Here is a 23,938-nt window from a genome sequence, read left to right as displayed (position 1 = left end):
GGTGTCAAGAATAGAGAACGCTCATCCGCAAACCCGGAGTCCCCGCTACAGATCGGTCCGGTAGAGATAGCGGATGTCCCAGAGTCCGTACAAAGTGGGTGTTGTGTTGCCGAAGACATTTCGGACCGCACTTATCCGTTCCGAGTAGGTCGTATATATAAAAGGCACGTTCTCGGCCGCTATTTGCTGGGCGCGGTGGTAAAGCTCAACGCGCCTGCTGTGATCAAGTTCCTGGCTTGCCCTTACGTAAATATCATCTATTTCAGCCTCCCACTGCGTTGCAGGCTCAGGCTGTTCAGGATACCACAGGTGAAAGCCTCCGCTGCTGTGCCATGAGGAAATGCCGTCATGCGGGTCAGGTTCCCCGGTAAGACCGATAATCACAGCTTCCCAATCATAGGAGCTTGTCAGTCGGGAAACAACATCCCCGAACTCAAGCAGCCTGTAATCAGCCTTGACTCCTATATCTCTCAAACCTTCCTGAATTATCATGCCGATCTCTACACGTACGCTGTTGTTCTTGTTAGTCACAAGCGAGAAAATAATCGAGTTACCCATCGAGTCTTCCCTGACCCCGTCCCCGTCTGTATCCATCCAGCCGAGACCATCGAGAATACGGTTGGCTTCCGCGATGTCGTACTCATACCGTCGGACTTCGGGATTATGAAAATCCCCAGCCGCGGGACTTATCGAAGACCACTGGGGGTAGCCAAGCCCGTGCTGCACATCCCGGATAATCCTGTCTTTGTCCACACTGTGGACAACAGCCCGGCGGAACTCCACGTTCTGAAACCAGGCAAGTTTCTCCCCCGCCACATAGGGGGCCATAGTATCCGGGTTTCTGCCGGGATTCATGTTAAAGGTAAGAAAGGTCGAACCGAAACCAGGGCCTCGCCTGTGAATCTTGAAATTGCCCTGCGTCTGCAGAGATTCGAGTTCCGCAAATTCCCCGCCCTTGACGGTGTGAATATCCGCATCCCCTGCCTTGAATCTTGCAAGCTCTGTATCAAAATCGGGGACAATAATGTGAACAACTCTCTCCAGGTACGGCAGGCGGCTGCCCTCCCCGTCCCTGAGCCAGTAGTTAGGGTTGCGGCGCAGTACCACTCGTTGCTTGGGGACATAGCGCTCTATTGTAAAGGGACCGGTGCCGATGACCTCGGCAGGGTCTGTGTCTATATTCCACACCGTCGCGAAAGTGCCGGCTTCGACATGAGATTCAAGTATGTGCTTCGGATAGATGTTGGTTTCCATTGAGCGAAGGAACGTCGCAAAGGGCACAGGCAGAACGCAAAGAACCGTATAGTCATTAAGAGCAGTAACGGTCATGGGTTCCTCCGCCCAGGTTCCCGTATCTTCATCCAGAAACCGGAAATTAAACTCCTCCTGGTCAGCTGAGTCTATCTCGTCGTTATAGATAATGCGGTTGAATGTGAATTCCACGTCGTGGGCGGTAAAAGGCGTACCGTCGTGCCACACGACATCATTTCGCAAAGAGAATACCCACACAAGACCGTCCTGCGAACGCGTCCAGGACTCTGCCAGTGCCGGTTCTACCTGATCGGTCAGCCAGGAAACTTCGGTGAGACCCTCAAAAAGATATCCCAGAACGTCAGATGAAGCTGCATCCTTTGCAAGGGCCGGGTTCAGCGTACTAGGCTCTGATACAGTGGCAAGGGTAAGGGTTTCGCCGATTTTCCCGATTGAGTACTCAAACGCCTCGGCATTTTTTCTGAGCTGGTCGGTGATGCTCGGACTATCGCTGTCATCAAGACAGGCAAGTAGCGACAGTAAGGCAAAAGCCGCAAGGACAACAAGAACACCAAACCGGCTGAATGCCTGCCGCCATTGCCTTTGTGAGCAGGACTCACATCCCTTTCCGGGTTCACGACATGAAAAACTGTCAGTGCCAGTATAACGCTGTGAATTTTGCCGGTACGACATTTCTGTCATCTGCTTGTTTAAAAATTTGATCTTTTTTTAAAGATGACTACTCTATTGAGTAAAAATTCTCAATGAAGCAAATGCCCATGAAAGTCTATATACGCCCAATAATATCAGATGTTATCAGACATCTCAACCAAGAGCCAAAATTCATCACAATTATCACCGGACCTCGCCAGTCAGGTAAAACCACCCTTATCCTGCAAGCACTGGATCAAGTAGAGATACGCAGTCTGTATCTGCTTGTAGGCGAGCCGAACTTGCCCCCATCCCATCTGTCACCCGATACGAACCGAGAGTCTACCACTATATCTGACAAAGACAGTATTATCAGCGAGGAAAAAGACTCAACGTGGCTTATAAGGAAATGGGAACAGGCCAGGAGAGAAACCTGGCGTTCGGGGCAAGGATTTATTTTAGTGCTTGATGAAATTCAGAAAATACCAAACTGGTCCGAAACGGTTAAGGGTTTATGGGACGCGGACAGGCGCAATGATTGCCCTCTGCGTGTTGTTCTCCTGGGTTCTGCGCCACTTATTATGCAGACTGGTCTGACAGAAAGCCTTGCCGGACGTTTTTTCCCCATCCGCCTAACTCACTGGTCGTTTACGGAAATGTCCTCCGGGTTTGACTTCGATCTTCAGAGTTACATCTATTTCGGAGGCTACCCCGGCGTCGCGCCGCTGGTTCACAGGCAAGAAGACTGGCAGCGGTATGTTTCCGGCGCCTTGGTTGAACCTAATATCGAGCGAGACATTCTTTCGTTGCGCCGTGTAGACAAACCGGCATTACTGAAAAGACTGTTTGAACTGAGTGCCCAGTATTCAGGACAGATACTCTCATACAACAAGATGCTCGGTCAGCTGAAAGATGCCGGAAATACAACTACCTTGGCCCATTATCTGGACCTACTTTCAAAAGCCGGTCTTATTACCGGTCTTGAGAAGTACTCAGGCGCCAGCTTGCGCAGCAGAGCGTCAAGTCCAAAACTTAACGTGCTGAATACGGCGCTTATGTCCGCTTGTTCCGAATACACATTTGAGGAAGCAAGGGCGGACCGAAGTTTCTGGGGACGGCTTGTCGAGAGTGCCGTAGGCGCCCACCTCTTTAACACCGGAATACAGGACAATATCAGCGTTTATTACTGGAGAGACAAAAACTATGAGGTGGATTTTGTTCTTAAACGCGGTCCTAAGATCGTCGCTTTTGAAGTCAAAAGCGGGGTGCGAAAGGCAAATATAAGCGGACTGAAGGAGTTTGAGAAGCGGTTTAAACCCAAAAGCTGTCTATTGATCGGCGAGGGAGGAATTCCTGTTGAAGAATTTTTGTCGGTCCCCGCAAGGGACTGGCTTTAAAGTTTACGGATTATTCTCTCTGCGGATTTTTTCTTCTTCTGCTTGTTTTGCGTACAATATATTGGGAATTGCATATATTTTAGGCATTGCTTTTTCTGTGGCTTTTCGGATCATTTAATTTCCGGCTTTTTGTTTTTTAAATGATTTCGAAAGAAAGGAGATTTCGAAGATGAAAATCGCCGTTGGAAGTGATGAAAAGAATGCTCTGACCGACGAGGTAATAGAGGAGCTTCGCAAAAGAGACATGCAAGTTGAACTCTTCGGACCGCTTGCGGATAAGAACGTGGAATGGACGGAAGTTGCAGAGCAGGTAGCCGAGGCTGTCTCCGGGGAAGAGTGCGACCAGGGAATACTGTTCTGCTCGACGGGAACGGGGGTAAGCATTGCCGCGAACAAGGTCCCGGGAATAAGGGCGGCTCTGTGCACGGACTCAAAGACAGCCGCCGGGGCACGCATGTGGAATGACGCGAATGTACTTGCCATGAGCCTGCGTCTGGTATCCCCTGACGTAGCCAGGGAAATCCTCGACGCCTGGTTCAGCAGCAAACCCGACCCCTCGGAGAAGGAAAACATAGAAAAAGTGGCCGGGATCGAATCGAAGTACCACAACCGGACGGACTGATGGAAAGAAAGCAAAAATACAATGTGGCGATAGCGGGAGCCACTGGTGCCGTGGGACAGGAGATGATGCGAATACTCGAGGAAAGAAGTTTCCCCGTGGGAGAACTGCGCCTTATCGCTTCCGAGCGTTCCCGAGGGAGAAAATACAGTTTCTGTGGAAGGGAGATAACCGTTTCTGTACTGGGCGAGGACTCCTTTCGTGGCATGGACATAGCCCTTTTTTCCGCGGGCTCAGAAAGAAGCAGAAATTACGCGGACTGCGCCGTCTCAAGCGGAGCGGTGGTTATCGACAACAGTTCGGCGTTTCGTATGGACCCCGAGATTCCCCTGGTAATACCCGAGATAAATCCCCAAGCCGCCGCGCTTCACGAAAAAAAGGGAATAGTTGCCAACCCCAACTGCACGACTGCGGTAGCCCTTATGGCTCTTGCACCCATTTACAACGTATCAAGAATAAAGAGGGTGGTGGCGACGAGTTTTCAGGCAGTCTCAGGAGCGGGAGCCGGTGGGATAGCGGAGCTTGAAAGCCAGATGCGAAACTGGTCCGAAAGCGGAGAGCTCCCGAAGGAAACAAACACGTTTCCCCACCAGATAGCCTTTAACGTGATCCCGCACATAGACTCCTTTACGGAAAGCGGCTACACAAAGGAAGAAATGAAGCTTCACAATGAAACGCGCAAGATACTTGAGGATGACTCAATAGTGCTCACGGCGACGACGGTGCGGGTTCCCGTCTTCCGGTCCCACTCGGTTTCACTTAACCTTGAAACAGAAAGAAAGGTGACCGCGGAGGATGCAAGGGAGGCCGTCAGGAATTTTCCAGGGGTCTCGCTCGCTGACGACCCGGAGAATTCCGACTACCCGATGCCGGTTGAAAGTTCCGGGAAAGATGACTGCTTCGTCGGAAGAATCAGGGAGGACTACACGGTCAGAAACGGCCTTTCCCTGTGGGTGAGCGGAGACCAGTTAAGGAAAGGTGCAGCTCTTAACGCGGTGCAGATAGCGGAGCTTCTGGTCAGAAACCATGCCTGAGAGAGGTATTTTAAAAAAGCTTTCGGATTTTTTCCTCGCGCCGCCGAGGATCGACTCCGATGAACTCAGGGAGCTGCTCGGGGAAGACGATTCCGTGCTTATCACGGTCCAGACCCTGAGCTGTACTTACAAGCCCAAGACATGGATAGACAGAAACGCTTTTTTCAGAAGCATACTTGTGCTTACGAAAAAAAGGATTCTGATACTTAAAAACAGTTCCAGAGTAAACGTTCTAAGGGAAATAGAGCTTGATACCATAACGCATCACAAGTTCGGTTCCACAAGGAGCAAGGGGCTTAAGCTTGAAATAAAGACAGTCGACGCCGAAGACGTAATAATGTTTCACCAGCAGTACAGAAAGGAGTTTGAGGAACTTTCGGAGAAATTTGAAGAGGTGATAACCGAAGCCATTTCACTCTCCACCGGAACCGGAGAGACTTTTTTCTGCATGCACTGCGGAGTAAGGATTCCTGCCGCGAGCGTCTTCTGTTCTTCCTGCGGCAAAAAAGTTAAGTTATAGCTTTTCGGAACGGAGAAAAATTGTGGTACACGGTTCTATAGTAGCGATAGTAACGCCGTTTGATGACGGCGCAGTTGACTACGGACGGCTCGAAGAGTTAATAGAGTTCCACATAGAGAGCGGAACTCACGGTATAGTTCCGGTCGGAACCACAGGAGAATCCCCTACCCTGTCTCACGCGGAACACGAAGAGGTAATAAAATTCACGGTGGAGACAGCAAGGGGAAGGGTCCCCGTGGTCGCTGGCACCGGATCAAACAGTACAGAGGAAGCCCTGCGCCTCACTAAGTTCGCGGAGAAAGCCGGTGCGGATGCGGCGCTGGTGGTAACCCCCTACTACAACAAGCCAACCCAGGAAGGCATCTATCGGCATTTTCGCACCATTGCCGACAAAACGTCTGTTCCCCTTATACTTTACAATGTGCCCGGACGCACGGTCGTAAACATAGAACCGGAAACTGTGGAGCGGCTCTTTTGCGACTGCGAAAACATAATCGGCATCAAGGAAGCCTCTGGATCGCTTGAGCACGCAAGCAGAATCATTTTTCTCTGCGGAGAGGACCTGATCCTTCTCTCGGGAGATGACGCGGTTAACTACCCGCTTTTAACGGTCGGGGGCAGGGGTTTCATAAGCGTGACGGCAAACATAGCTCCCGTGGACGTATCGGAAATGTACAACTGCTTTGCAAGAGGAGAAATTGATAGGGCTAAAGAGCTTCACTACCGCCTTCTGCCGCTCAGCAGGGTTCTGTTCGTCGAATCAAACCCGATACCCGTAAAGGCCGCTCTTGCCGTGATGGGCAAAATAAGCCCCGAGATAAGGGCACCTCTTTACGAGCTTTCGGGGGGAAATCTCGAGAGACTGAAAAGGGAACTTGAGAGCTACGGACTCACGTAAAACGGAAATTGTCTGAATCTGACTGCCTTTTACACACTGAAGATGGAATCCAGGAATCCGGGAGAATCGTGGCGGGAGTCGACGAAGCCGGGAGAGGGTGTCTGGCGGGGCCGGTCGTTGCAGGTGCCGTAATACTTGATGAGAACCGCCCTGTTCACGGACTCAGGGATTCCAAGACACTTTCTGAAAAAAGGCGTAATGAACTTTTCGAACAGATCCGGGAAAAGGCCATCGCGTACTCGGTCGGGATAACCGAGGCTGCGGAGATCGACCGCATAAACATCCTGCGGGCGGCGCTTTTGGCAATGGAAAAAGCCGTTCTGTCCCTGGGGAGAAAACCGGACTTCCTTCTCATAGATGGCAACTCGAAGACTTCTCTCCCTATCCGGCAAAAAGCGATAATAAAGGGTGACTCAAAGTGCGCCTCTATAGCGGCCGCTTCAATCGTCGCGAAAGTTACAAGGGACCGCATCATGACCGAGATTGAAAGGGAGTATCCCGGATACGGATTCTCCCGCCACAAGGGTTATCCAACAAAAGAGCACTTCGGCGCGCTGAGGAACCTGGGACCCTGCCCGATACATAGAAAATCCTTTAAAGGTGTCTTATAACTGATTGACATAATTATATCTTGACTTTTTCCCGGCATTGAAACGATAATATAGATATGACTGGGATGCTTTCAGAGTTGTCTCTGCCGGACAAGCTTTATTTCAAGATAGGGGAAGTAAGCGAGATCATAGGAGTAAAACCCTATGTTCTCAGATACTGGGAAACCGAGTTCAAAGAGGTAAAGCCTATCAGAAGGAAGTCCCAGAGACTTTATGACAAGGATACAATCCACCTCTTCCACAAGATAAAGCACCTGCTTCACGACCAGAAGTTCACCATAGCGGGGGTTCAGAAAAGGCTCAGGGACGAGAAGAGCGGAAGCGGAAGCATATCCACCCTCTATTCGGACAAAATGCTGTTGCGGGAAATTCTAAATGAGTTAAAATCCCTGAGGAAGGATCTCTGAACGGGCCACTTCGCGTCCTGTTCGCCTCTGATCCGCTTTCTGTTCAACACGGGGTGTGGCGCAGTTGGTAGCGCACCGGTCTGGGGGACCGGGGGTCACCGGTTCAAGTCCGGTCACCCCGACCATTTTGAATCCGCAAGCCAGATTCCAAAGCAAGTTCCACTGTCCATGCGACTTTCTCCGCATACCGGTAGGGCTGTTGCGTGAAATCCCTGATGGGTTAAAATCTAGCCGGAACTTTTTATTCGGGGTGTAGCGCAGCTTGGTAGCGCACCGGCTTCGGGAGCCGGGGGTCACCGGTTCAAATCCGGTCACCCCGACCATTCCCAGACATGAAAGTCAAGATACTGCTCTCAAACGATGACGGGGTAAATTCAGAAGGCCTAAGAGCCCTTGGAGAAGCCCTTTCCCACCTGGGAGAAGTCTACACCGTGGCCCCTGACCGCGACCAGAGCGCCTCAAGCCACTCGCTCAACCTCATGAGACCTCTTAGAATCGAGGAAATCTCAGAGAGGGTCTTTTCCGTGGACGGAACTCCAACGGACTGCGTGAATCTCGCCGTGAACGGAATTCTGAAAGAGAGGAAGCCCGATCTCTTAGTCTCCGGAATAAATATGGCCGCCAACCTGGGAGATGACATAACGTATTCGGGGACCGTAAGCGCCGCGATAGAGGCGACTCTTATGAAAATCCCCGCGATAGCGGTATCGCTCGCGGCGAAAAAAGACTTCCTGTTCCAAACCGCCGCCCACTATTCAAGGGTAACCGCGGAATTCGTCCTTAAAACCGGTCTCCCCGAGAACACCCTGCTAAACGTGAACGTGCCCAACCTCCCCCTAGAAGAAGTAAAGGGAATACGGGTTACGCGCCAGGGCAAAAGGGTTTACGAGGCTCCAATAGTGGAGAATACGGACCCCCGGGGTAAAAAGTATTACTGGATAGGCGGAAACGAACTTGATTCCCTTAGAATCGAGAACTCAGACATAGTGTCCGTTCTTGAAGGCTATGTCTCCATAACCCCGATAAAGCTTGACTTGACGGATTACGGGTACCTGGAAGAACTCAGAGAGAAACTGGAGAACCATGCTTAAAAGGCTCTACGAATGGGTTCTCGGGTGGGCGGACAGAAAGCACGGCCCCTTCGCGCTTTCCCTGGTTTCCTTCACGGAAGCCTCTTTTTTTCCCATACCCCCGGACCCCCTTCTCGTGGCGCTTTGTCTCGGAAATCCAAGAAAGTCATACCGATTCGCTCTTTACTGCTCCGTTTTTTCAATACTGGGAGCGGCAGCCGGATATCTGATAGGTTGCTGGGTGTGGGAGCTTGTCGGGAACTTTTTCACATCCCACATAATAACCCCGGAGACATTTGCGATTGTAGGCGACAAATATTCAGAAAACGTCTTTGAAGCCGTTTTGGCCGCGGCCTTTACCCCCATACCGTTTAAGGCGTTTACCGTGACGGCGGGAGTCTTTAAGGTCGACTTTCTCGCCTTTATCGCCGCCTGCGCCGTGGGAAGAACGGCAAGATTTGCCATAATAGCCTTCCTTCTTTCAGTTTTCGGAGAAAGAGTAAAATTGCTTATCGACAAATACTTCAACATATTTACGGTTATATTTTTCGCACTGCTTCTGGTTGGGGTGCTGCTTCTAAAGAAACTGGGCTGAGGTGCCCGACAAAAACTTCGCGGATAATGTGGGCACGGAAAGTGATTGTCGGCACGCAACCTGCCGTATAATACGTAAGAATCATGAGCGCTAGAAAAGTCGTTTTAATCCCGGGAGACGGTATCGGCCCGGAAATCGCCGAAGCGACAAAGGACGTTATCGCGGCTTCCGGAGCCAAAATCGAATGGGTGATAAGAAAGGCCGGAGTATCGTCTATAGAAAAGTACCGGGAAGTCCTGCCGGAAGTCACTCTTGACGCCATAAGGGAGCATAAAGTCGCGCTTAAGGGGCCGTGCACAACCCCCATAGGAGAGGGGTTTTCTTCGGTGAACGTGGAACTGAGGAAAAAGCTTGACCTCTACGCGGCCGTAAGGCCGGTACGAAGCATTGAGGGCGTGAGGACCAGGTTCTCCGACATTAACATAGTCATCGTGCGAGAGAACACAGAAGGTCTTTACAGCGGCGTTGAGAACACGGTTTCCCCAGGGGTTGTGATGAGCATGAAAGTCGCGACCGAGAGAGCGTGCGAGCGAATCGCCAGATGGGGTTTTGAATACGCGAGAAAAAGAGGCAGAAAAAAGATTACCGTGTTTCACAAGGCCAACATAATGAAAATCACCGACGGTCTTTTTATCAGAAAGGCAAGGGAGGTGAGCGAGCAGTACCCGGACATCGAGTATGAAGAGTACATAATAGACGCGGGATGCATGAGGCTGGTTCAGGACCCGGGCATGTTTGACACACTGCTGCTTGAAAATCTCTACGGCGACGTGATGAGCGATCTCTGCGCCGGCTTTGTCGGAGGACTCGGCGTTGTTCCCGGCGCCAACATAGGGGATGAATACTCGGTCTTTGAAGCAGTGCACGGGTCCGCGCCGGACATAGCGGGACTCGAGATAGCGAATCCGCTCGCTCTGATAATGTCGGCCGTAATGATGCTCAGGTATCTGGCCGATTCGGAAGGAAGAGAGGACATGAGAGAGGCAGCCGACAAGATAAAAACAGCTTACAACATGGCCCTTTCAGATGGCAATAAGACCCGGGACCTGGGAGGCAGTCTCAATACGGCTGACTTTGCCAGGGTTCTTATACAGAATATACTGAAGACATAGACAGGCCCCGCCTCGGCGCGTGCCGAAACACCGCTAAGCCATCATGAATAGTAATAGAAAAGTCCCTTTCCCGGTTTTTCTTCTGATCTCAGCTGTGCTGAACCTGCTGCTGATTCACCTTCTTTTCTCAGAGATACTGCCCGATCCCGAAAGCCTTGAGGATCCGCTTGAGAGAACATACATAGAACTTATCGAGATGCCGGTTAAAGAGACTGAACCCCCCGACAAGCCGTCAAGACTCGCTGACAAGTCCCACAGGGCGGAGAAAGAAACTACGAGAGACGACACGACAAAACTCTCAAGATCAATTCCTAAAACTGAAAAGAAAAACATACCGAAAAGAACACCCGCGGGAGCAATTCAGCCCGGAGAACAGAAAAAGAGCACGGAGAGATTCTCTCCCGAAAAAGATCGAGTTGCCATGATACCCGAAGGAGAAAAAAACAAACCTGAAAAAAGAAAAACCAGTCCAGATCAACTGCCAAGAAGCAGCCCGAGTGATTCCGCTTCGCAGATGGTCAACCCCAGGGTAGCGGATGTTCCATTTGATTACAATACAGAAGAGCAGCTTCTTGGAACCGAAAACGTCGAGAAGGAAATTACCGTTGATCTTAACACTACGGAATACAAGTACATTTCCTATTTCACGAAACTGAAAGAGAGAATTTACCAGGTCTGGAAATATCCCAGAGAATCGCAGGTAAGAAGGGAACAGGGAAACGTGCGGATCGTTTTCACGCTCAGAAAAGACGGATACCTTGAAAATGTGAGGATAATTCAGCCTTCGGGTTTCGAGGATCTGGACAGGGAAGTGCTTCGGACAATAAGGGTGGCTTCTCCCTATAACCCGTTCCCGAAAAGCTGGGAGGAAGAAAAGTTAAAGATACCAGCTACTTTTGATTACAAACTTCCAAAATGGGTAAGATATTACAACTGAAACTGCACTCTCAGAGAATACGGACCTTGGGATCCGCAGCGGCGTCAAGTTTTTTTATCTCGCCGATAAGGTAGGCCGCTTCGGGCAGGTCCCGCGCGAAGGCCAGAGCTTCTTCGGCCTGCTCCCGCGGCAGTACCACTATCATTCCCACCCCGCAGTTAAACGTCGAGTGCATCTCATCGCGGCTTATATTCCCTGTTTTCATTATCAGGTCGAAAATGGGAGTAGCCTCCCAGCTGCTGCTGTCAATCGCCGCAAAAAGTCCCCCAGGAATTACTCTTGAGAGGTTCCCCGGTATCCCGCCGCCAGTCACGTGGGCAAGGGCTTTCACGTCGAATTCCGCGCAGAGCCCGAGAACAGTCTTTGAGTATATGACCGTGGGAGTGAGAAGTTCCTCTCCAATGGTTTTTGAAAGACTCCGGGGTCTTGAGTCAATCGAGTAGCCCCCGATGTCAAAAAGTACTTTTCTCGCAAGAGAGTAGCCGTTTGAATGAAGACCGCTTGAAGCAAGCCCGACTATCGCGTCGCCCGGCCCTACCCCGGCGCCGTCAATATAAAGATCCTTCTCCACCACTCCGACACAGAAACCCGCGAGATCAAACTCCCCCTCGGCGTAAAATCCGGGCATTTCCGCCGTCTCTCCCCCGATAAGCACGCATCCCGCCCGGATACATCCCTCGCTGATTCCCTTTACCACCTCGGTTGCCTGCTCGGAGTCAAGCTTCGAGGTAGCAAGGTAGTCAAGGAAAAATAGGGGTTTTGCGCCGCAGGTAATCACGTCGTTAACGCTCATGGCGACCAGGTCTATCCCTATCGTATCAAACTTGCGCGCGGAAAAAGCTGTTTTGAGTTTTGTGCCGACGCCGTCTGTGGCCGATACAAGCAGGGGCTTGCGGAAAGTGTCTGTATCAAGCGGAAAAGCGCCCGCAAAACCCCCGAGCGGGCTTACTTTGCTTTCGCCGTAGGTCGACTCGACCAGAGGTTTTATAAGGCGCACGAACCTCTCGCCTTCCTCCACGTCAACACCGGCGCTTTTGTAAGTAACTTCTTCTGACACGAAAAAAGAGGCCGTCCGTTAATTGACGACCTTAATCGACAAAATAGACACCGTCTCGACGGGAACATCTCCCGCTCTGGTCTGAACAGCGGCAATTTTGTCGACAACCTCGATTCCCTCAACAACTTTTCCGAATACCGCGTAACCGAAATCGCGCGCGCCGTGATCAAGAAAGGAGTTGTCCGCGTGGTTTATAAAAAACTGCGACGTCGCGGAATCCACAACGGCAGTCCTGGCCATCGCTATGGTGCCGCGTTCGTTTTTAAGGCCGTTGTCGGCCTCGTTTTTTATGGGGTCCTTGGTCGGCTTCTGCTTCATGTCCGCAGTCATGCCGCCACCCTGTATCATGAAATTATTTATCACCCTGTGAAATATGGTGCCGTCGAAAAAGCCTTCTTCCACGTAGGAAAAAAAATTCGCCACGGTAATCGGCGCCTTGTCTTCATAGAGTTCAAGTTTTATGTCGCCAAGCGAAGTCGAAATAAGAACCATCGGTTTTCTCCTTTCTTTTTTGCCGCCGGATTCAGCGGACGTATTTTTGTTATGACTGGAATCGGAATGAGAGTGCCCGTCACCGGGAAAAGCAATCAAAGCGAAAATAAAGCATAGAGTGAAAACAGCTGCGTTTTTCATTGGAAACCTCAGGTGCGTAGATTTTTAAGAAGAAACGGAATCTCTTCATTTAAAGCAGTCGGCTGGAAGCTCCGGCGGTTTTCTTTTTTCCGTCGCCCGTAATAATAGCATAAAGAAACAAAACAGTGAATTCCTATGTGCCGAACTCCCGTGGATAAAAAGACGCTCCCGTGTTTACAGTATCTCCAGCTGAAGGGATAATTAACTTTCGCGAATGCCAAAAAACGGAGACAGGAAATGAGCAGACCCGAATTCGGAGTAATGCTGAGACAGCAGAAAATAGACTTTGAGGATATAAAGGCCACGGCGCAGTTATGCGACTCGACTGGATATGATTCCGTCTGGTTCTACGATCATGTCCTGGGTCAGGGAATAATAGGTATCGATATCTATGAACCCTGGACCCTGATGTCCGCGCTCTCGACAGTAACCGAGAACGTTAAGCTTGGAACCATGGTTCTCTGCAATCCCTTCAGACACCCTCCCCTTCTCGCCAAGATGGCTTCAACGCTTGACGTGATAAGCAACGGGCGGGTTGAGTTCGCAATAGGAGCCGGATGGTTTGAAGATGAGTTCCGCGCTTACGGATATCCATTTCCTTCAACGAAAGAAAGAATAGAGATGCTGAGAGAAGCGATCACGATACTCAAACTGATGTGGACTGATGAAACCGCCTCTTTTGCCGGCAGGCATTACAAGGTGGAGAACGCGCTCTGCAACCCCAAGCCCGTTCAGCGTCCCCACATTCCAGTATGCATCGGAGGTTCCGGAGAAAGATTCCTCTTAAGAGCAGTGGCGGAACTCGCCGATGAATGGAACTGTCCCGCGACAAGCGCGATTGAATTTGACCGCAAGCACTCGATACTCCGTAAGCACTGCGAGGAAGCCGGGAGAGACATAGAAGATATAACGATATCTCAGCAGACCGTCTGCGTTCTGGTTGAGAACAGAAAAGATCTTCCCGAAAAACTCGAGAAGGCCCAGAGACGCTATGGATTCTTCGGAGATATAGAAAAACTCGGGATCGTGGGAACCCCGGAAGACTGCGTAGAAAAGATCAGCGCCGACATGGAAAAGGGAATATCCAAATACACGATTTTCTTCTCAGACGTGATGAACCCCGGGACCATAGAGCTTTTCGCAAAGGAAGTAATACCCGAATTTAGATAAAGACAAGTTCCGGTCAACTCACGTGTTTAAAAACCGGTCATATAATTTACTCTCTACATTCCGAACCTGGGCTATTGAAGTTTGAACTAAAAATGAATAGCCTATAAATCAGGATGTGGGAGCTATGAAGACAACACTGCTACTGGCAATATGCATCGCATTGTTCTTTACCGGCGGCATGGCGAATGCTTTTTTCTCCACATGTCCAATGAACATGGACAAGTCCTCCGCAGAAATGCAGATGGACGCCGACATGCCGTGTCATGAAACAGAAGATTCAGAAAATCGAAGCTCCGAGCAATGCGATGGTTGCGATTGCCAGCATTGCGTCCAGATAAACGCACTGCCTGTTGAAGAACTAAAAGATCATCATGAGGGAGCTGCTGTCGGGATTCTTGCCGGTCAGCTCCGATCCTCCCGCCAGATCGAAACCCATTTCCGACCTCCAAAACACATCTCCTGAGCAAACCTGCGCGCGGACGCGCACTACAAGCGGCTTCGCTTCGGCGTCGCCAATCCATAATTGATACTCAGGAGGAAACATGAAATCAGCAGTTTTCACTTTATGCTGCGTGATCCTGGTGGCATATGCCCCTCAGTCCCTGTCCCGTCCGGTCTCATATCCGGGCAGCTGGACGGTCATGCAGAAAAACGACAAGAACGCGAATTCTCTTCACGTTCATTATTCGCCAACAGCCAGGTATTCAATAGGATACAGAACCGAATACTGGCGCGAGGAGGCCTGGCAGACCCACGGCGTACAGCTTAACTATCTGGTAAAGCGCCATAATGCGCCGACCTCGCAGGCAAACTTCTATCTTAAAGGCGGCCTTGGCACAGCCTACGGTGATCTTGGGGTGCCCAACAGTGAACCCAAGCCCGCCGCCTTTGCCGATATCGCCCTTGACTGGGAAACCCGACGGTACTTTACAAGTTATGAGAACCGCGTCTACTACGCAGAAGACATAACGAAATTCTTCAGGCAGAAAGCGCGGTTGGGAATCGCCCCTTATATCGGAGACTACGGCGATCTCCACACCTGGCTCATGCTTCAGGTTGACCACATCACGGGGCAAAGAGACAACATTTCGTTTACGCCTTTTGTACGGTTTTTCAAGAACGAGTATCTCGCCGAGGTCGGAGTGAGCGACAAAGGTGGGGTTTTGTTCAATTTAATAATAAGATTTTAAGGAGAAAACTATGAAAACATCAATCACCGCAATTATTTTTATGACACTTCTTTTTGTGTTCCAAAGCCATGCGCAGCATGGAGAACACGAACATAACCATGAAGGTGAGGTGGTAGAGACCCCCACCACTTCAAACAACATGGAAAACGCCGCCTGCGAAGATACCATCAATATCAAGGTAAGCGGACTTGTATGCGATTTCTGCGCCCGTTCCCTGGAAAAGGTGTTCCTGAAACGCGGGGACATCGCGGGAATCAATGTTGATCTCGGCAAAAGCTCCATAATGGTCGCCATGAAACCCGGATTGACCGTTGACGATGCGACGCTTGCGAAGCTTATCACGGATTCGGGATACAACGTGAGCGCCATTAAGAGGGGATGCGAGCATGGATAACACAGATTCCGGCTACGGAGTGAAGCAAACGCTTCTCACTTCGCTCAGCCTGCTTACGTCCGCTGGAACGCTTGTGTGCTGCGCCCTTCCCGCATTATTAGTGACGATCGGTGCCGGCGCAACCTTGGCGGGAATCGTGGGAACCGCTCCTTGGCTGATTGCGTTGTCAGAATACAAAATCTGGACGTTTGGAATCTCGGGCGCGATGCTTCTCATTGCCGGATTCGCGCTCTGGAGTTCAAGAAACGCACCCTGCCCTGTTGACCCTGGGCAGGCAATGGCGTGTGCCAGATTACGAAAGACAAGCAACTGGATATACCTGTTATCAGTGCTTCTTTGGTGCGTGGGATTTTTCTTCGCTTTTATCGCCGCGAGAGTTTTTTACTGATATCTTTCGGGTAACAAGATCAGGGGAATGTCGGGAAAACCGGCGTTTCCCTGATCTGCAGGGCAACAGAGGATGCTGGTCAGGGGTTTTTCTGGCCTCCGAAAGACTCAAGGACCATTTCGGCGAACTCGCCCGCGAATTCTCTCATTCTGTTTGATATCTGTTTCTCGGAGGTAGCCCTTTCGTAAGTGTCAGCCATTTTCATCATGGTGTAATAAAAATGGTAGTTCATTTCTCCTACTTCCATTTTCTTGGTCCAGAGATCTATTACAAGAGATTCTTTTTTCTCGGCATCCCACATGGAGATAAAAGCTGCCTCGCAGCGCTTCTCTCCAGGTTCTTCGGACTGGGAAGCCTCCCAGAAAAGACCCTCGGGAACATTGTCATCCCCTAGCATTACCTTAAGCTTGATTTCGGCATCTTTGGACATGCAAAACTCCTTGGGAAAAATTTTTTTGAAAAACCAGCACGGAAATTATATCCGGTTTTATAAGACGATTTTAAGATGGCATACTGAACTGCTTCAAATTCCTACACGGCAAAAAAAGGGGTCCATGCATTCCAGCAACTTAGGATAATTGAGCAACCGACGCCTTTTATTGCAGGGAAATCTCTACCGAAGATTATCTGAATAAGTCTGAATGGGTTCCAGTTCGGATCAGAGTTATCGACTCCTTATCTTCATCCCAAACAAGGAGCCAGTCAGGTTCTATATGGCACTCCCAGCAGGGAGCCCACTCACCTGATAAGCGGTGCGGCCTGTTAATCAGGTCAAGTGGTTCCCCGGCAACCAGTCTGGCAATTACGCTGTGGAGCTTTTCGGAATCTTTCCCCCTTCTGCCAAGCCTCTTAAGATCTCTTCTGAACTGCGCAGTTGTGCGCAACTTACGCATTATCAAACTCAGCCATCAGCTCATCAACATCTGCATATTCGATAAGACCTTCCCCGGAGCGCGCCTGACGGATAGCTTCCAAGGTCTCTTGTCTGGGTATTCTTACAATAAAAGGCAAACCTTGATAAAAAGTAACCTGTCTGTAGAACATGGTGATCGCTTCAGTAGTAGACAAACCAAGAGTGGAGAATATTTCTTCAGCTTCCCGCTTGAGTTCAGGTTCCATCCGCGCACGTATCATTTCGGTTTTAGCCATCAAAACACCTCCTTTTAGAATCAATGTACCACATTCGAGATACAAGTCAATATTTTGTAAAAACGGCCCTGTTCGTGAGTCAACCCTGTAGTAATCTTTAACTCAGCAGTCTGAAATTAGTACAGCATCGCCTGAAACCGCAGGAAGGCCGGAATTACCAGGGGAGTTTGCCCATCAGCGGTGCTATCTTGGTGCCGAAGAGCGCTACGGTGGCCACTATGCCAATAAAAGCCGCAATACCGATAGCAACTTTCACAGTGAAAAGCAGAACTATTTTATCAAGCTGTTCGGGTGTAAGTTTCATCTTAATGTCCTCCGCCCTTCGTTTTGCCGTCAAAATAGGGATCACCGAAAGGTATTACCGGGAAGCGGTTTATAAACAGAAGGAAAGTCGCCACAAACCCCGCGAGAAAACCCAAGGTAATCAGGAAATGGTTGATACTGAAAACAAGCTCGCTTGTAAGCGAGGGGATGACCAGCAGGAACTTGTCCATCCAGAGTCCCGAGAAAGAAACCGTGGCGATAAAGACAGCTATCGGGGTAACTATCTTGTGCGTGCGCGGCAGAAAGGAAACAAAAGGAAATATAAAGCAGCAGGTGAGAACAGCCCAGGCAAACGAGCGGAAAGGCTCATCCACAACCCTTTTTATCACAAACCCCGTCTCTTCGGGCATGTTCGCGTACCAAATCGTAAGGAGCTGTGAGAACATGAGGTAAACCCAGAAAAGCGAAAAACCCTGGAGTATCTTTCCCATATCCCAGTAATGATGAAGGGAGAGATAGTCATCAAGCCCCAGGTAACGCTTGAGGGGAACCGAAAGTATTATGGTCGCCCCTATGGCCGCTATCAGGCTTCCCATAAAGTAGTAGGGACCGAAAAGCGTGCTGAACCAGTGAGGATCAAGCGACATCATGAAATCCCAGGCGAAAAGGGAGAAAACAATAGCGTAGACCCCGATTACCGCAGGAGCCAGTTTCTTTAATTTCACGATGTTTTCCTTGCCCTCAAGGTCCTGCTGAATAGATGTTTTCAGATAGAAATAATTAAGTACTAAAAGTCCGGCGAAACCAATGACGTTCCTCGCCATCACGAAATTTATGTTGAGCCATATGTCCTTGGGACTGTGGTAGTGATGATGAGCGTAGGGAAGGACCACCTCCTTGCCGATAAAAAGAACAAGCAGAAGCACGAAAGAAACTATGGTAAAGCTCGCAAAACCTTCGCTTATGCGAAGAAGTCCCCTGCCCCACCTTGCGTTGGTTATCCTCAGTATGCAGGAGAACACGAGCCCGCCCTGGGCCACTCCCGTCCAGAAAAGAAAATTCACTAGGAAAAGCTGCCAGACCTCCTCGGCCCTCTCTCCCCTGGCGTTAACTACAAAAGCCACTACACCCACAGCCGCCAGAGCGAGGAAAACCTTGAACACCCAGCCGGGTATCTGGTTTCTTTTAGCGAGTATCTCCTGGTTTACGGACTGATCCATCGTTTCACTGACTCTCCTTGACAGAACCCGGGTTCTGAAGCTTTCTCACGTAATTGACCACGTGCCATGCGTCCTGCTTCGATATGTTCTCGCCGTAAGAGGGCATCATAACCTTGCCTCCGTAGCGTATATAGGCGTAGATATAACCGTCGGTTCTCTGCGCCACAGCAGGCGTGGTAAGGTTAACCGGGTAAAAACCGAGTCCTTTTTTTATTATAATTCCGTCTCCCAAACCCCCGGGGCCGTGGCACACGGCGCACTGCTCTTTGTAAACCTTGGCTCCTCTGGCAACCGACTCGTCATCTCCGGGAATCGGTCCTTTTTTTATCTGCTCGACTTTGTTTCTGTCTTCAGGCCTCATTTTGCTGCCGTCGGTGGAAATCGAGTTGCGCGGAAAAAGCACGGGCTCTTCGTAGGGCTGAATCGAGTCCTGAGACCACATGTCCCACGACCACGGAAGCGAGTGGGCAGAGGAAATGGAAAGCGCAACCGCAAAAGCGACGGCGACACATACTTTCAATCCCCTGAGAGAATTAAATCCCCAAGCTCGCCCCGGAACTGTCCGAAAAAACTTTTTATGCTTCATCAAACTTGATTTCTTCAGCTCCCGTAGAATTTAATATCGCTTCAACCGCGTCTATATTTTCCTTCTCGCACACAACGGCAACACCGAACTTGTCATCCGAAAAACGCTCGTCATAGAGCCTGACCGGGGTTCTCTGTCTTATAAGGGAATTCACTATCAGCCCCAGAAAGGTTGAAAGGGCGCCGAAAAGCACCGTAAGCTCAAAAACGATAACCATGTAGGGAAGTATTGAGACTATAGGCTTGGCGCTCACCGCTATCGGCCAGGCGCTTGAAGTAAGAACCGTAAAACCGATCCCGCAGGTCGCCCCCAGCAGACCTCCGAAGAGAGTAAAAAACCGCACAGGACTCTCAGGCAGATCAACCGCCGCCTCAATTTCGTGGTCCGGAAACGGGGAGAACACTCTCATGTTGCGGTAACCCGCTTCCTTGAGCTTGCCAATGGCTTCAAGAACCGAATCCTGATACGAGTAAATTCCGACTACGCCCTGACTCATCTCCTGCTAACCTCCCTTCTTCGGCACCGGAAGTATTTCCTTCATCTCCGCTATGGAAACTGCCGGAAGAGTTTTCACAAACAGTAAGAAGAACATGAAGAACCACGCGAAACTCCCGATTGTTATGCCGGCCTCAACAAATGATATTTTGTATATGCCCCACGCACCGGGCTCAAAATCTCTTGAAAGCGATATCACGATGATGTTGAACCGCTCAAACCACATTCCTATGTTTATCAGTATGGAGATGACGAAAAGCGCCTTTATGTTCTTTCTAACTTTCTCCCACCAGAACGCTATCGGGACAACGCAGTTGCATATCACCATCGTCCAGTAGAAAAACGCGTACTCTCCGGTCGCCCTGTAAACAAACTGTCCCCACTCATAAGGACTTCCGCTGTACCACGCCATGAAGAATTCCGCAGCATATGCGTAGCCGACTATGCAGGAAGTCAGAATTATGAGCTTCGCCATGCCGTCATAGTTATCAAGCGTTATGTAGTCCTCAAGATGGAAAATCTTCCTTATCGGTATGGTAAGCGTGATAACCATCGCAAGTCCGGAGAAAATAGCTCCGGCAACGAAGTACGGCGGGAATATGGTGGTGTGCCATCCGGGAACGTTGCCCATCGCGAAGTCCCAGGACACGACGCTGTGAACCGAGAGAACAAGAGGAGTGGCGAGAGCCGCGAAATAAAGATAGGCCCTCGTATAGTGAAGCCATTCCTTGTTTGATCCCTTCCATCCGAAGGAAAGAATCGAGTATATGATCTTTCTCGGAACTTCTTTGACCTTGTCCCTTATCGCGGCGATATCGGGAATCATTCCGACTATGAAGAACACCGAGCTTACCGTAAGATAGGTGCTTACGGCGAATACGTCCCACACAAGCGGCGACTTGAAGTTTATCCAGAGCTCCCTTGAATTCGGATAGGGTATAAGCCAAAGGAAATTCCATGGTCTTCCGAGGTGGATTATCGGGAAGAGTCCTGCGGTGAGAACGGCGAAAACCGTCATGGCCTCCGCAATTCTGTATATGGACATCCTGAACCTTGCGCGGAACAGATAAAGTATGGCCGAGATAAGCGTTCCGGAGTGCGCTATTCCAACCCAGAAAACGAAATCGGTTATGTAAACTCCCCAGAAAACCGGGTGTCGGTAGCCGGCGACTCCAAGTCCCTCCGCCACCTGATAGAAAAAGCACATGGCGCCGAGTCCCACAAGTGCTACTGTGGGAAGAAAAAGAGCCCACCACTTCCCAGACGGCTTGTCGACCATCCTGACTACATCTTCAGTTATTCTCGCGTAAGTTAAAGGTGTCTGCTGCGTCTGGCTCATCAAACTCTTTCCTGTTTCACTTTCTTAAGATAGGTAATCGCGGGCTTGGTGTTCACCACCTCGAGAACCTTGTAACCCCTTTCGTCCTCGGACAGCACAGACGCCCTGCTTTTGTCGTCAAGCAGGTTGCCGAACACTATAGCGTCGCTCGGACACGCCTGCTCGCAGGCAGTAAGAACCTCTCTGTCGCGAAGAAGCCTTCCTTCATCCTTGGCGAGATCCTTCCCGTAACTTATCCTCTGAACGCAGAAGGTGCATTTTTCCATGATTCCCTTCGATCTTACAGTCACGTCGGGATTAAGCTGCCAGTTAAGAGGCTCGGGAAACTTGTAGGTATACCAGTTGAACCTTCTTACCTTGTAGGTGCAGTTGTTCGCGCAGTATCTGGTGCCCACGCAGCGGTTGTATATCATGCCGTTTAGGCCCTCGTGGTTGTGGTAAGTCGCGAAAACCGGACATACGGGCTCACAAGGTGCGTTTCCGCACTGCTGGCAGAGCATGGGCAGGAACCTCACGTCAAGGCTTCCGTCACTGTTTTTTTCAAAGAATCTCTCTATTCGAATCCAGTTCATCTCGCGGCGCTTGGCAATCTGCTTCTTCCCTACGAAGGGAATGTTGTTCTCCGCGGAACACGCGGTCACGCAGGCTCCGCAACCGGTGCACTTATTAAGGTCTATGGCCATTCCCCATCTGTACTTGGAATATTCTTTTTCCGGGTAGAAGTCAGGGTGCTCCGAGTGGTGCTCTCCATGGGCGCCGTTATGATGGCCAATCTGGTCAAGGGCGACAGTCTTGGCGACGTGGCGGTCTCCCTGGCTTTTCGTGTACTGTGTCCTTACAAGCAGGTCTCTTTTTCTGAGGGATGAAACGTTCGCCTTGGTTGAAAGCAGCGAGGGCCCGCCTGAAAGCGCGTCGGTAGCCGCAGACAGCAGAGCAAAGGGGTTCACGCCTCTTCCCTTCGCGTACCTTCCGTAGGAAGTGTGTCCCTGCCCGATCGGAACGGCAATCGTATCCGGCCTTATTCCCTCGTAGACGAAAACCTGCACCTCGAAACTTCCCCCGGGGGTATCGACCTTGACGTAAGAACCGTCCTCAAGACCCATTTTCGCCGCGACGGTGGGATTTATCTCAAGCCAAGAGTCCCATACCGAAGTGGTAAGAGCATCGGGAAGTTCCTGAAGCCATGGCTTGTTCGCCCCCCTTCCGTCAAGAAACCTGTGGGACGGATAGGCAATCAGGTGAAAATCCCCTTCTCCGCGGAACTGCGGATCGCGGAAAGAAACGGAACTTATCCTGGATGAAAGAGCTACATTGACGGGTGCGGGAGTGGTCGTCACAGAACCTTTTACAAGAAGTTTTTCCCAGAATCTCTCGAAGCCTGTTCCGGGAGAGAGAGCCGCAGCCCTCTTCTTCCAGGCGCTTCTCAGGTAGTCGTAGTATTTTTTCTCGGCAAACGTGTTTTTAAGCGCCTCAACATTCTTTGAAACGGAGATCAGCGCGTCGCCCGCGGATTTAGTATTGAAAACCGGTCTCATGACGGGCTGAGTGATGCCGGTTGTGCTCTTTTTCGGGCTGTAGTCTCCCCAGCTCTCAAAGGAAGTGCTTTCGGGAAGTACGAGATGCGCCTTCTCGGAAGTCTCGTCAAGAAATGGAGAGAGGCTTACGACAAACGGAACTTTTTCAAGTGCTTCGGCGACTTTCAGTTCCCCGGGAAGCGTGAAAACCGGGTTTGTGTTATGAACGATGAGAATTTCCACCTCACCTGACCTCATTTCCTCCACCAGCTTCTTCATGTCGCTGAAGCTGCTTGCATCCGAGATTGAAAGAGGGTCCGAGAAATCAACCGTCTTGCCGATGTTTCCGGCAAGGTAGTTAAGCATGTTCACGGCAACAATGGTCTCGGTGGCGTTTGATCCCGTGTTGGCCGCCCCGCCCCCTATCGCCAGGCTTTTTGAGGTAGCAAAGTCCCGGGCGATTTTCTCTATTGTGTCCGAGGACACTTCGGTGAGCGCCGCGACTTTCTCGGGCGTGTATCCTGAAACCATCCTGGCTATCAGCCCGGGGGCAACCTTGTTAAGCCCCCTTGAAATCATAACGTTGGCAATCGCGAGAGCGAGGTACTGCTCTGTGCCCGGTTTCGCCGCAATCCACGTATCGGCGTTTGAAGCGGTCATCCCGGAGCGCGGCTCTATATGAACGACCTTGCCGGTTTTTCCGTGATCTATGTCTCTTAGCTTTGAATATCCTATGGAGTTTGAAACCGCAGAAAGCCACGTTTCAAGATAATCAGCTCCGAATGAAAGAAGGTAGTCCGCCTTGTCTATCCTGTAGGAAGGGATCTCGTCTCTTCCGAAAACAATTGAATTAGCCTTTCTGATGGGTTCGTGTGAGAAAGCCTCGTAAACGTAGTGCTTTCCTCGAAGAGGTCTCAGGAATTCCGAAACGAACTTCGAGTAAGTTCCCGAAACGTTATTGCTCAGATAGACAATCTTGCCCGAGCCGAGGGAATTCAGTTTTTCCGCGAGGATTGCTTCTCCCCGCTCCCAGCCTATGGCCTGAAGTCTCTGGATCTCAGTGTTGAGTACAAGCGGGGAACGGACCCTGTCGGGATTGTAGAGCCCCTGTAGGGATGCCTGGCCCATGGCGCATGTCTTTCCCTTGTTTATAGGACTCTCGGGGTTGCCTTCAACCTTGATGGCACGTCCCTCGCGGTTTTTCACCACGAGACCGCATCCCGACGAGCACTCCCTGCAAGTCGTCGCGTAGAACTTGGGTACTCCGGGAATAACGTTTTCAGGAGGAATAACGTAAGGAATTATCTGTTCCACCGGCTCCGAGCAGCTTCCGGCAACGGCTGCCGTACCACCAGCTACCCCGATCACTTTCAGGAAATCTCTTCTCTTCATGCCGTTTTTTGTTTTATCTTCTTTCCGAGACATATATCCCCTCCG

At 50.5% G+C, this 23,938-nt stretch carries 28 protein-coding genes and 2 tRNA genes; 18 read left to right on the top strand and 12 right to left on the bottom strand.

From position 1 onward, the window contains the following. Nucleotides 1-45 precede the first annotated feature (45 nt). Nucleotides 46-1,944 carry an ABC transporter substrate-binding protein gene (locus OXG75_04785; protein MCY3625295.1) on the bottom strand — a complete coding sequence of 633 codons (1,899 nt, stop codon included), beginning with the start codon at nt 1,942-1,944 and terminating at the stop codon, nt 46-48. 86 nt (nt 1,945-2,030) lie between these two features. On the opposite strand from OXG75_04785, the gene OXG75_04780 reads away from it, so the two are divergent. From OXG75_04780 to OXG75_04720, 13 genes are all read left to right on the top strand, one after another. Continuing rightward, nucleotides 2,031-3,299: an ATP-binding protein gene (locus OXG75_04780; GenBank protein MCY3625294.1), complete on the top strand. Its 1,269-nt coding sequence runs from the start codon at nt 2,031-2,033 to the stop codon at nt 3,297-3,299. Between the two features lie 169 nt (nt 3,300-3,468). Then, a complete protein-coding gene (locus OXG75_04775) occupies nt 3,469-3,921 on the top strand; it encodes an RpiB/LacA/LacB family sugar-phosphate isomerase (GenBank protein MCY3625293.1) in 453 nt (150 codons plus the stop codon). After that, on the top strand, nt 3,921-4,952 hold the full coding sequence (locus OXG75_04770) for an aspartate-semialdehyde dehydrogenase (GenBank protein MCY3625292.1): 1,032 nt from the start codon (nt 3,921-3,923) through the stop codon (nt 4,950-4,952). Before OXG75_04775 ends, OXG75_04770 begins: the two co-directional genes overlap by 1 nt. Next, complete coding sequence (locus OXG75_04765; GenBank protein ID MCY3625291.1) at nt 4,945-5,472, top strand: zinc ribbon domain-containing protein; 528 nt, start codon at nt 4,945-4,947, stop codon at nt 5,470-5,472. The genes OXG75_04770 and OXG75_04765 overlap by 8 nt, the downstream gene beginning before the upstream one ends. 22 nt (nt 5,473-5,494) lie before the next feature. Next, a complete protein-coding gene (gene dapA, locus OXG75_04760) occupies nt 5,495-6,370 on the top strand; it encodes a 4-hydroxy-tetrahydrodipicolinate synthase (protein MCY3625290.1) in 876 nt (291 codons plus the stop codon). Between the two features lie 8 nt (nt 6,371-6,378). Beyond that, the gene (locus tag OXG75_04755; GenBank protein ID MCY3625289.1) at nt 6,379-6,981 is read left to right on the top strand and encodes a ribonuclease HII; all 603 of its coding nucleotides are present in this window, start codon (nt 6,379-6,381) and stop codon (nt 6,979-6,981) included. A gap of 56 nt (nt 6,982-7,037) precedes the next feature. Next, nucleotides 7,038-7,388, top strand: a complete 351-nt coding sequence (locus OXG75_04750; GenBank protein ID MCY3625288.1) for a MerR family transcriptional regulator — start codon at nt 7,038-7,040, stop codon at nt 7,386-7,388. Between the two features lie 49 nt (nt 7,389-7,437). Next, nucleotides 7,438-7,513 (top strand) — tRNA-Pro (locus tag OXG75_04745). 121 nt (nt 7,514-7,634) lie between these two features. Further along, nucleotides 7,635-7,711 (top strand) — tRNA-Pro (locus OXG75_04740). 9 nt (nt 7,712-7,720) lie between these two features. Then, on the top strand, nt 7,721-8,479 hold the full coding sequence (gene surE, locus OXG75_04735; protein MCY3625287.1) for a 5'/3'-nucleotidase SurE: 759 nt from the start codon (nt 7,721-7,723) through the stop codon (nt 8,477-8,479). After that, nucleotides 8,472-9,053, top strand: coding sequence for a DedA family protein (locus tag OXG75_04730; protein ID MCY3625286.1), 582 nt, complete (start codon nt 8,472-8,474; stop codon nt 9,051-9,053). The genes surE and OXG75_04730 overlap by 8 nt, the downstream gene beginning before the upstream one ends. Before the next feature lie 83 nt (nt 9,054-9,136). Further along, entirely contained in the window at nt 9,137-10,165 is a 1,029-nt protein-coding gene (locus OXG75_04725) for an isocitrate/isopropylmalate family dehydrogenase (protein MCY3625285.1), read from the top strand. 43 nt (nt 10,166-10,208) lie between these two features. Further along, the gene (locus OXG75_04720; protein ID MCY3625284.1) at nt 10,209-11,102 is read left to right on the top strand and encodes an energy transducer TonB; all 894 of its coding nucleotides are present in this window, start codon (nt 10,209-10,211) and stop codon (nt 11,100-11,102) included. 10 nt (nt 11,103-11,112) lie between these two features. On the opposite strand, the gene purM is transcribed toward OXG75_04720, so the two are convergent. Beyond that, a complete protein-coding gene (purM, locus tag OXG75_04715) occupies nt 11,113-12,159 on the bottom strand; it encodes a phosphoribosylformylglycinamidine cyclo-ligase (protein ID MCY3625283.1) in 1,047 nt (348 codons plus the stop codon). A gap of 18 nt (nt 12,160-12,177) precedes the next feature. Continuing rightward, entirely contained in the window at nt 12,178-12,651 is a 474-nt protein-coding gene (locus OXG75_04710; protein ID MCY3625282.1) for a peptidylprolyl isomerase, read from the bottom strand. A 378-nt stretch (nt 12,652-13,029) separates the two neighbouring features. Between OXG75_04710 and OXG75_04705 the strand changes: the two genes are divergently transcribed. From OXG75_04705 to OXG75_04685, 5 genes are all read left to right on the top strand, one after another. Next, nucleotides 13,030-13,962, top strand: a complete 933-nt coding sequence (locus tag OXG75_04705) for a TIGR03560 family F420-dependent LLM class oxidoreductase (GenBank protein MCY3625281.1) — start codon at nt 13,030-13,032, stop codon at nt 13,960-13,962. Between the two features lie 124 nt (nt 13,963-14,086). Beyond that, nucleotides 14,087-14,425: a hypothetical protein gene (locus OXG75_04700; GenBank protein ID MCY3625280.1), complete on the top strand. Its 339-nt coding sequence runs from the start codon at nt 14,087-14,089 to the stop codon at nt 14,423-14,425. Between the two features lie 79 nt (nt 14,426-14,504). After that, nucleotides 14,505-15,152 carry a hypothetical protein gene (locus tag OXG75_04695; GenBank protein ID MCY3625279.1) on the top strand — a complete coding sequence of 216 codons (648 nt, stop codon included), beginning with the start codon at nt 14,505-14,507 and terminating at the stop codon, nt 15,150-15,152. 10 nt (nt 15,153-15,162) lie between these two features. Next, entirely contained in the window at nt 15,163-15,546 is a 384-nt protein-coding gene (locus tag OXG75_04690) for a heavy metal-associated domain-containing protein (protein MCY3625278.1), read from the top strand. Beyond that, the gene (locus tag OXG75_04685) at nt 15,539-15,934 is read left to right on the top strand and encodes a hypothetical protein (protein ID MCY3625277.1); all 396 of its coding nucleotides are present in this window, start codon (nt 15,539-15,541) and stop codon (nt 15,932-15,934) included. The genes OXG75_04690 and OXG75_04685 overlap by 8 nt, the downstream gene beginning before the upstream one ends. A 79-nt stretch (nt 15,935-16,013) precedes the next feature. Here OXG75_04685 and OXG75_04680 read toward each other — a convergent pair whose 3' ends face one another. From OXG75_04680 to OXG75_04640, 9 genes are all read right to left on the bottom strand, one after another. Beyond that, a complete protein-coding gene (locus OXG75_04680) occupies nt 16,014-16,364 on the bottom strand; it encodes a gliding motility protein GldC (GenBank protein MCY3625276.1) in 351 nt (116 codons plus the stop codon). A gap of 193 nt (nt 16,365-16,557) precedes the next feature. Further along, nucleotides 16,558-16,827, bottom strand: a complete 270-nt coding sequence (locus OXG75_04675) for a type II toxin-antitoxin system YafQ family toxin (GenBank protein ID MCY3625275.1) — start codon at nt 16,825-16,827, stop codon at nt 16,558-16,560. Then, on the bottom strand, nt 16,820-17,083 hold the full coding sequence (locus OXG75_04670) for a type II toxin-antitoxin system RelB/DinJ family antitoxin (protein ID MCY3625274.1): 264 nt from the start codon (nt 17,081-17,083) through the stop codon (nt 16,820-16,822). The genes OXG75_04675 and OXG75_04670 overlap by 8 nt, the downstream gene beginning before the upstream one ends. A 154-nt stretch (nt 17,084-17,237) precedes the next feature. Continuing rightward, nucleotides 17,238-17,387 carry a hypothetical protein gene (locus OXG75_04665; protein ID MCY3625273.1) on the bottom strand — a complete coding sequence of 50 codons (150 nt, stop codon included), beginning with the start codon at nt 17,385-17,387 and terminating at the stop codon, nt 17,238-17,240. 1 nt (nt 17,388) lies between these two features. Next, nucleotides 17,389-18,567: a hypothetical protein gene (locus OXG75_04660; protein MCY3625272.1), complete on the bottom strand. Its 1,179-nt coding sequence runs from the start codon at nt 18,565-18,567 to the stop codon at nt 17,389-17,391. Nucleotides 18,568-18,571: 4 nt separating this feature from the next. After that, on the bottom strand, nt 18,572-19,087 hold the full coding sequence (locus OXG75_04655) for a cytochrome c (GenBank protein MCY3625271.1): 516 nt from the start codon (nt 19,085-19,087) through the stop codon (nt 18,572-18,574). 55 nt (nt 19,088-19,142) lie between these two features. Continuing rightward, nucleotides 19,143-19,649, bottom strand: a complete 507-nt coding sequence (locus OXG75_04650; protein ID MCY3625270.1) for a DUF3341 domain-containing protein — start codon at nt 19,647-19,649, stop codon at nt 19,143-19,145. 6 nt (nt 19,650-19,655) lie between these two features. Then, nucleotides 19,656-20,987: a polysulfide reductase NrfD gene (gene nrfD / locus OXG75_04645; GenBank protein ID MCY3625269.1), complete on the bottom strand. Its 1,332-nt coding sequence runs from the start codon at nt 20,985-20,987 to the stop codon at nt 19,656-19,658. Continuing rightward, nucleotides 20,987-23,926, bottom strand: coding sequence for a molybdopterin-dependent oxidoreductase (locus OXG75_04640; protein ID MCY3625268.1), 2,940 nt, complete (start codon nt 23,924-23,926; stop codon nt 20,987-20,989). The genes nrfD and OXG75_04640 overlap by 1 nt, the downstream gene beginning before the upstream one ends. Between the last annotated feature and the right edge of the window lie 12 nt (nt 23,927-23,938).

It is taken from the genome of Candidatus Dadabacteria bacterium, assembly GCA_026705445.1.
GTDB lineage: Bacteria > Desulfobacterota_D > UBA1144 > Nemesobacterales > Nemesobacteraceae > Nemesobacter.
This window is presented reverse-complemented; position numbering and strand designations above follow the sequence as displayed.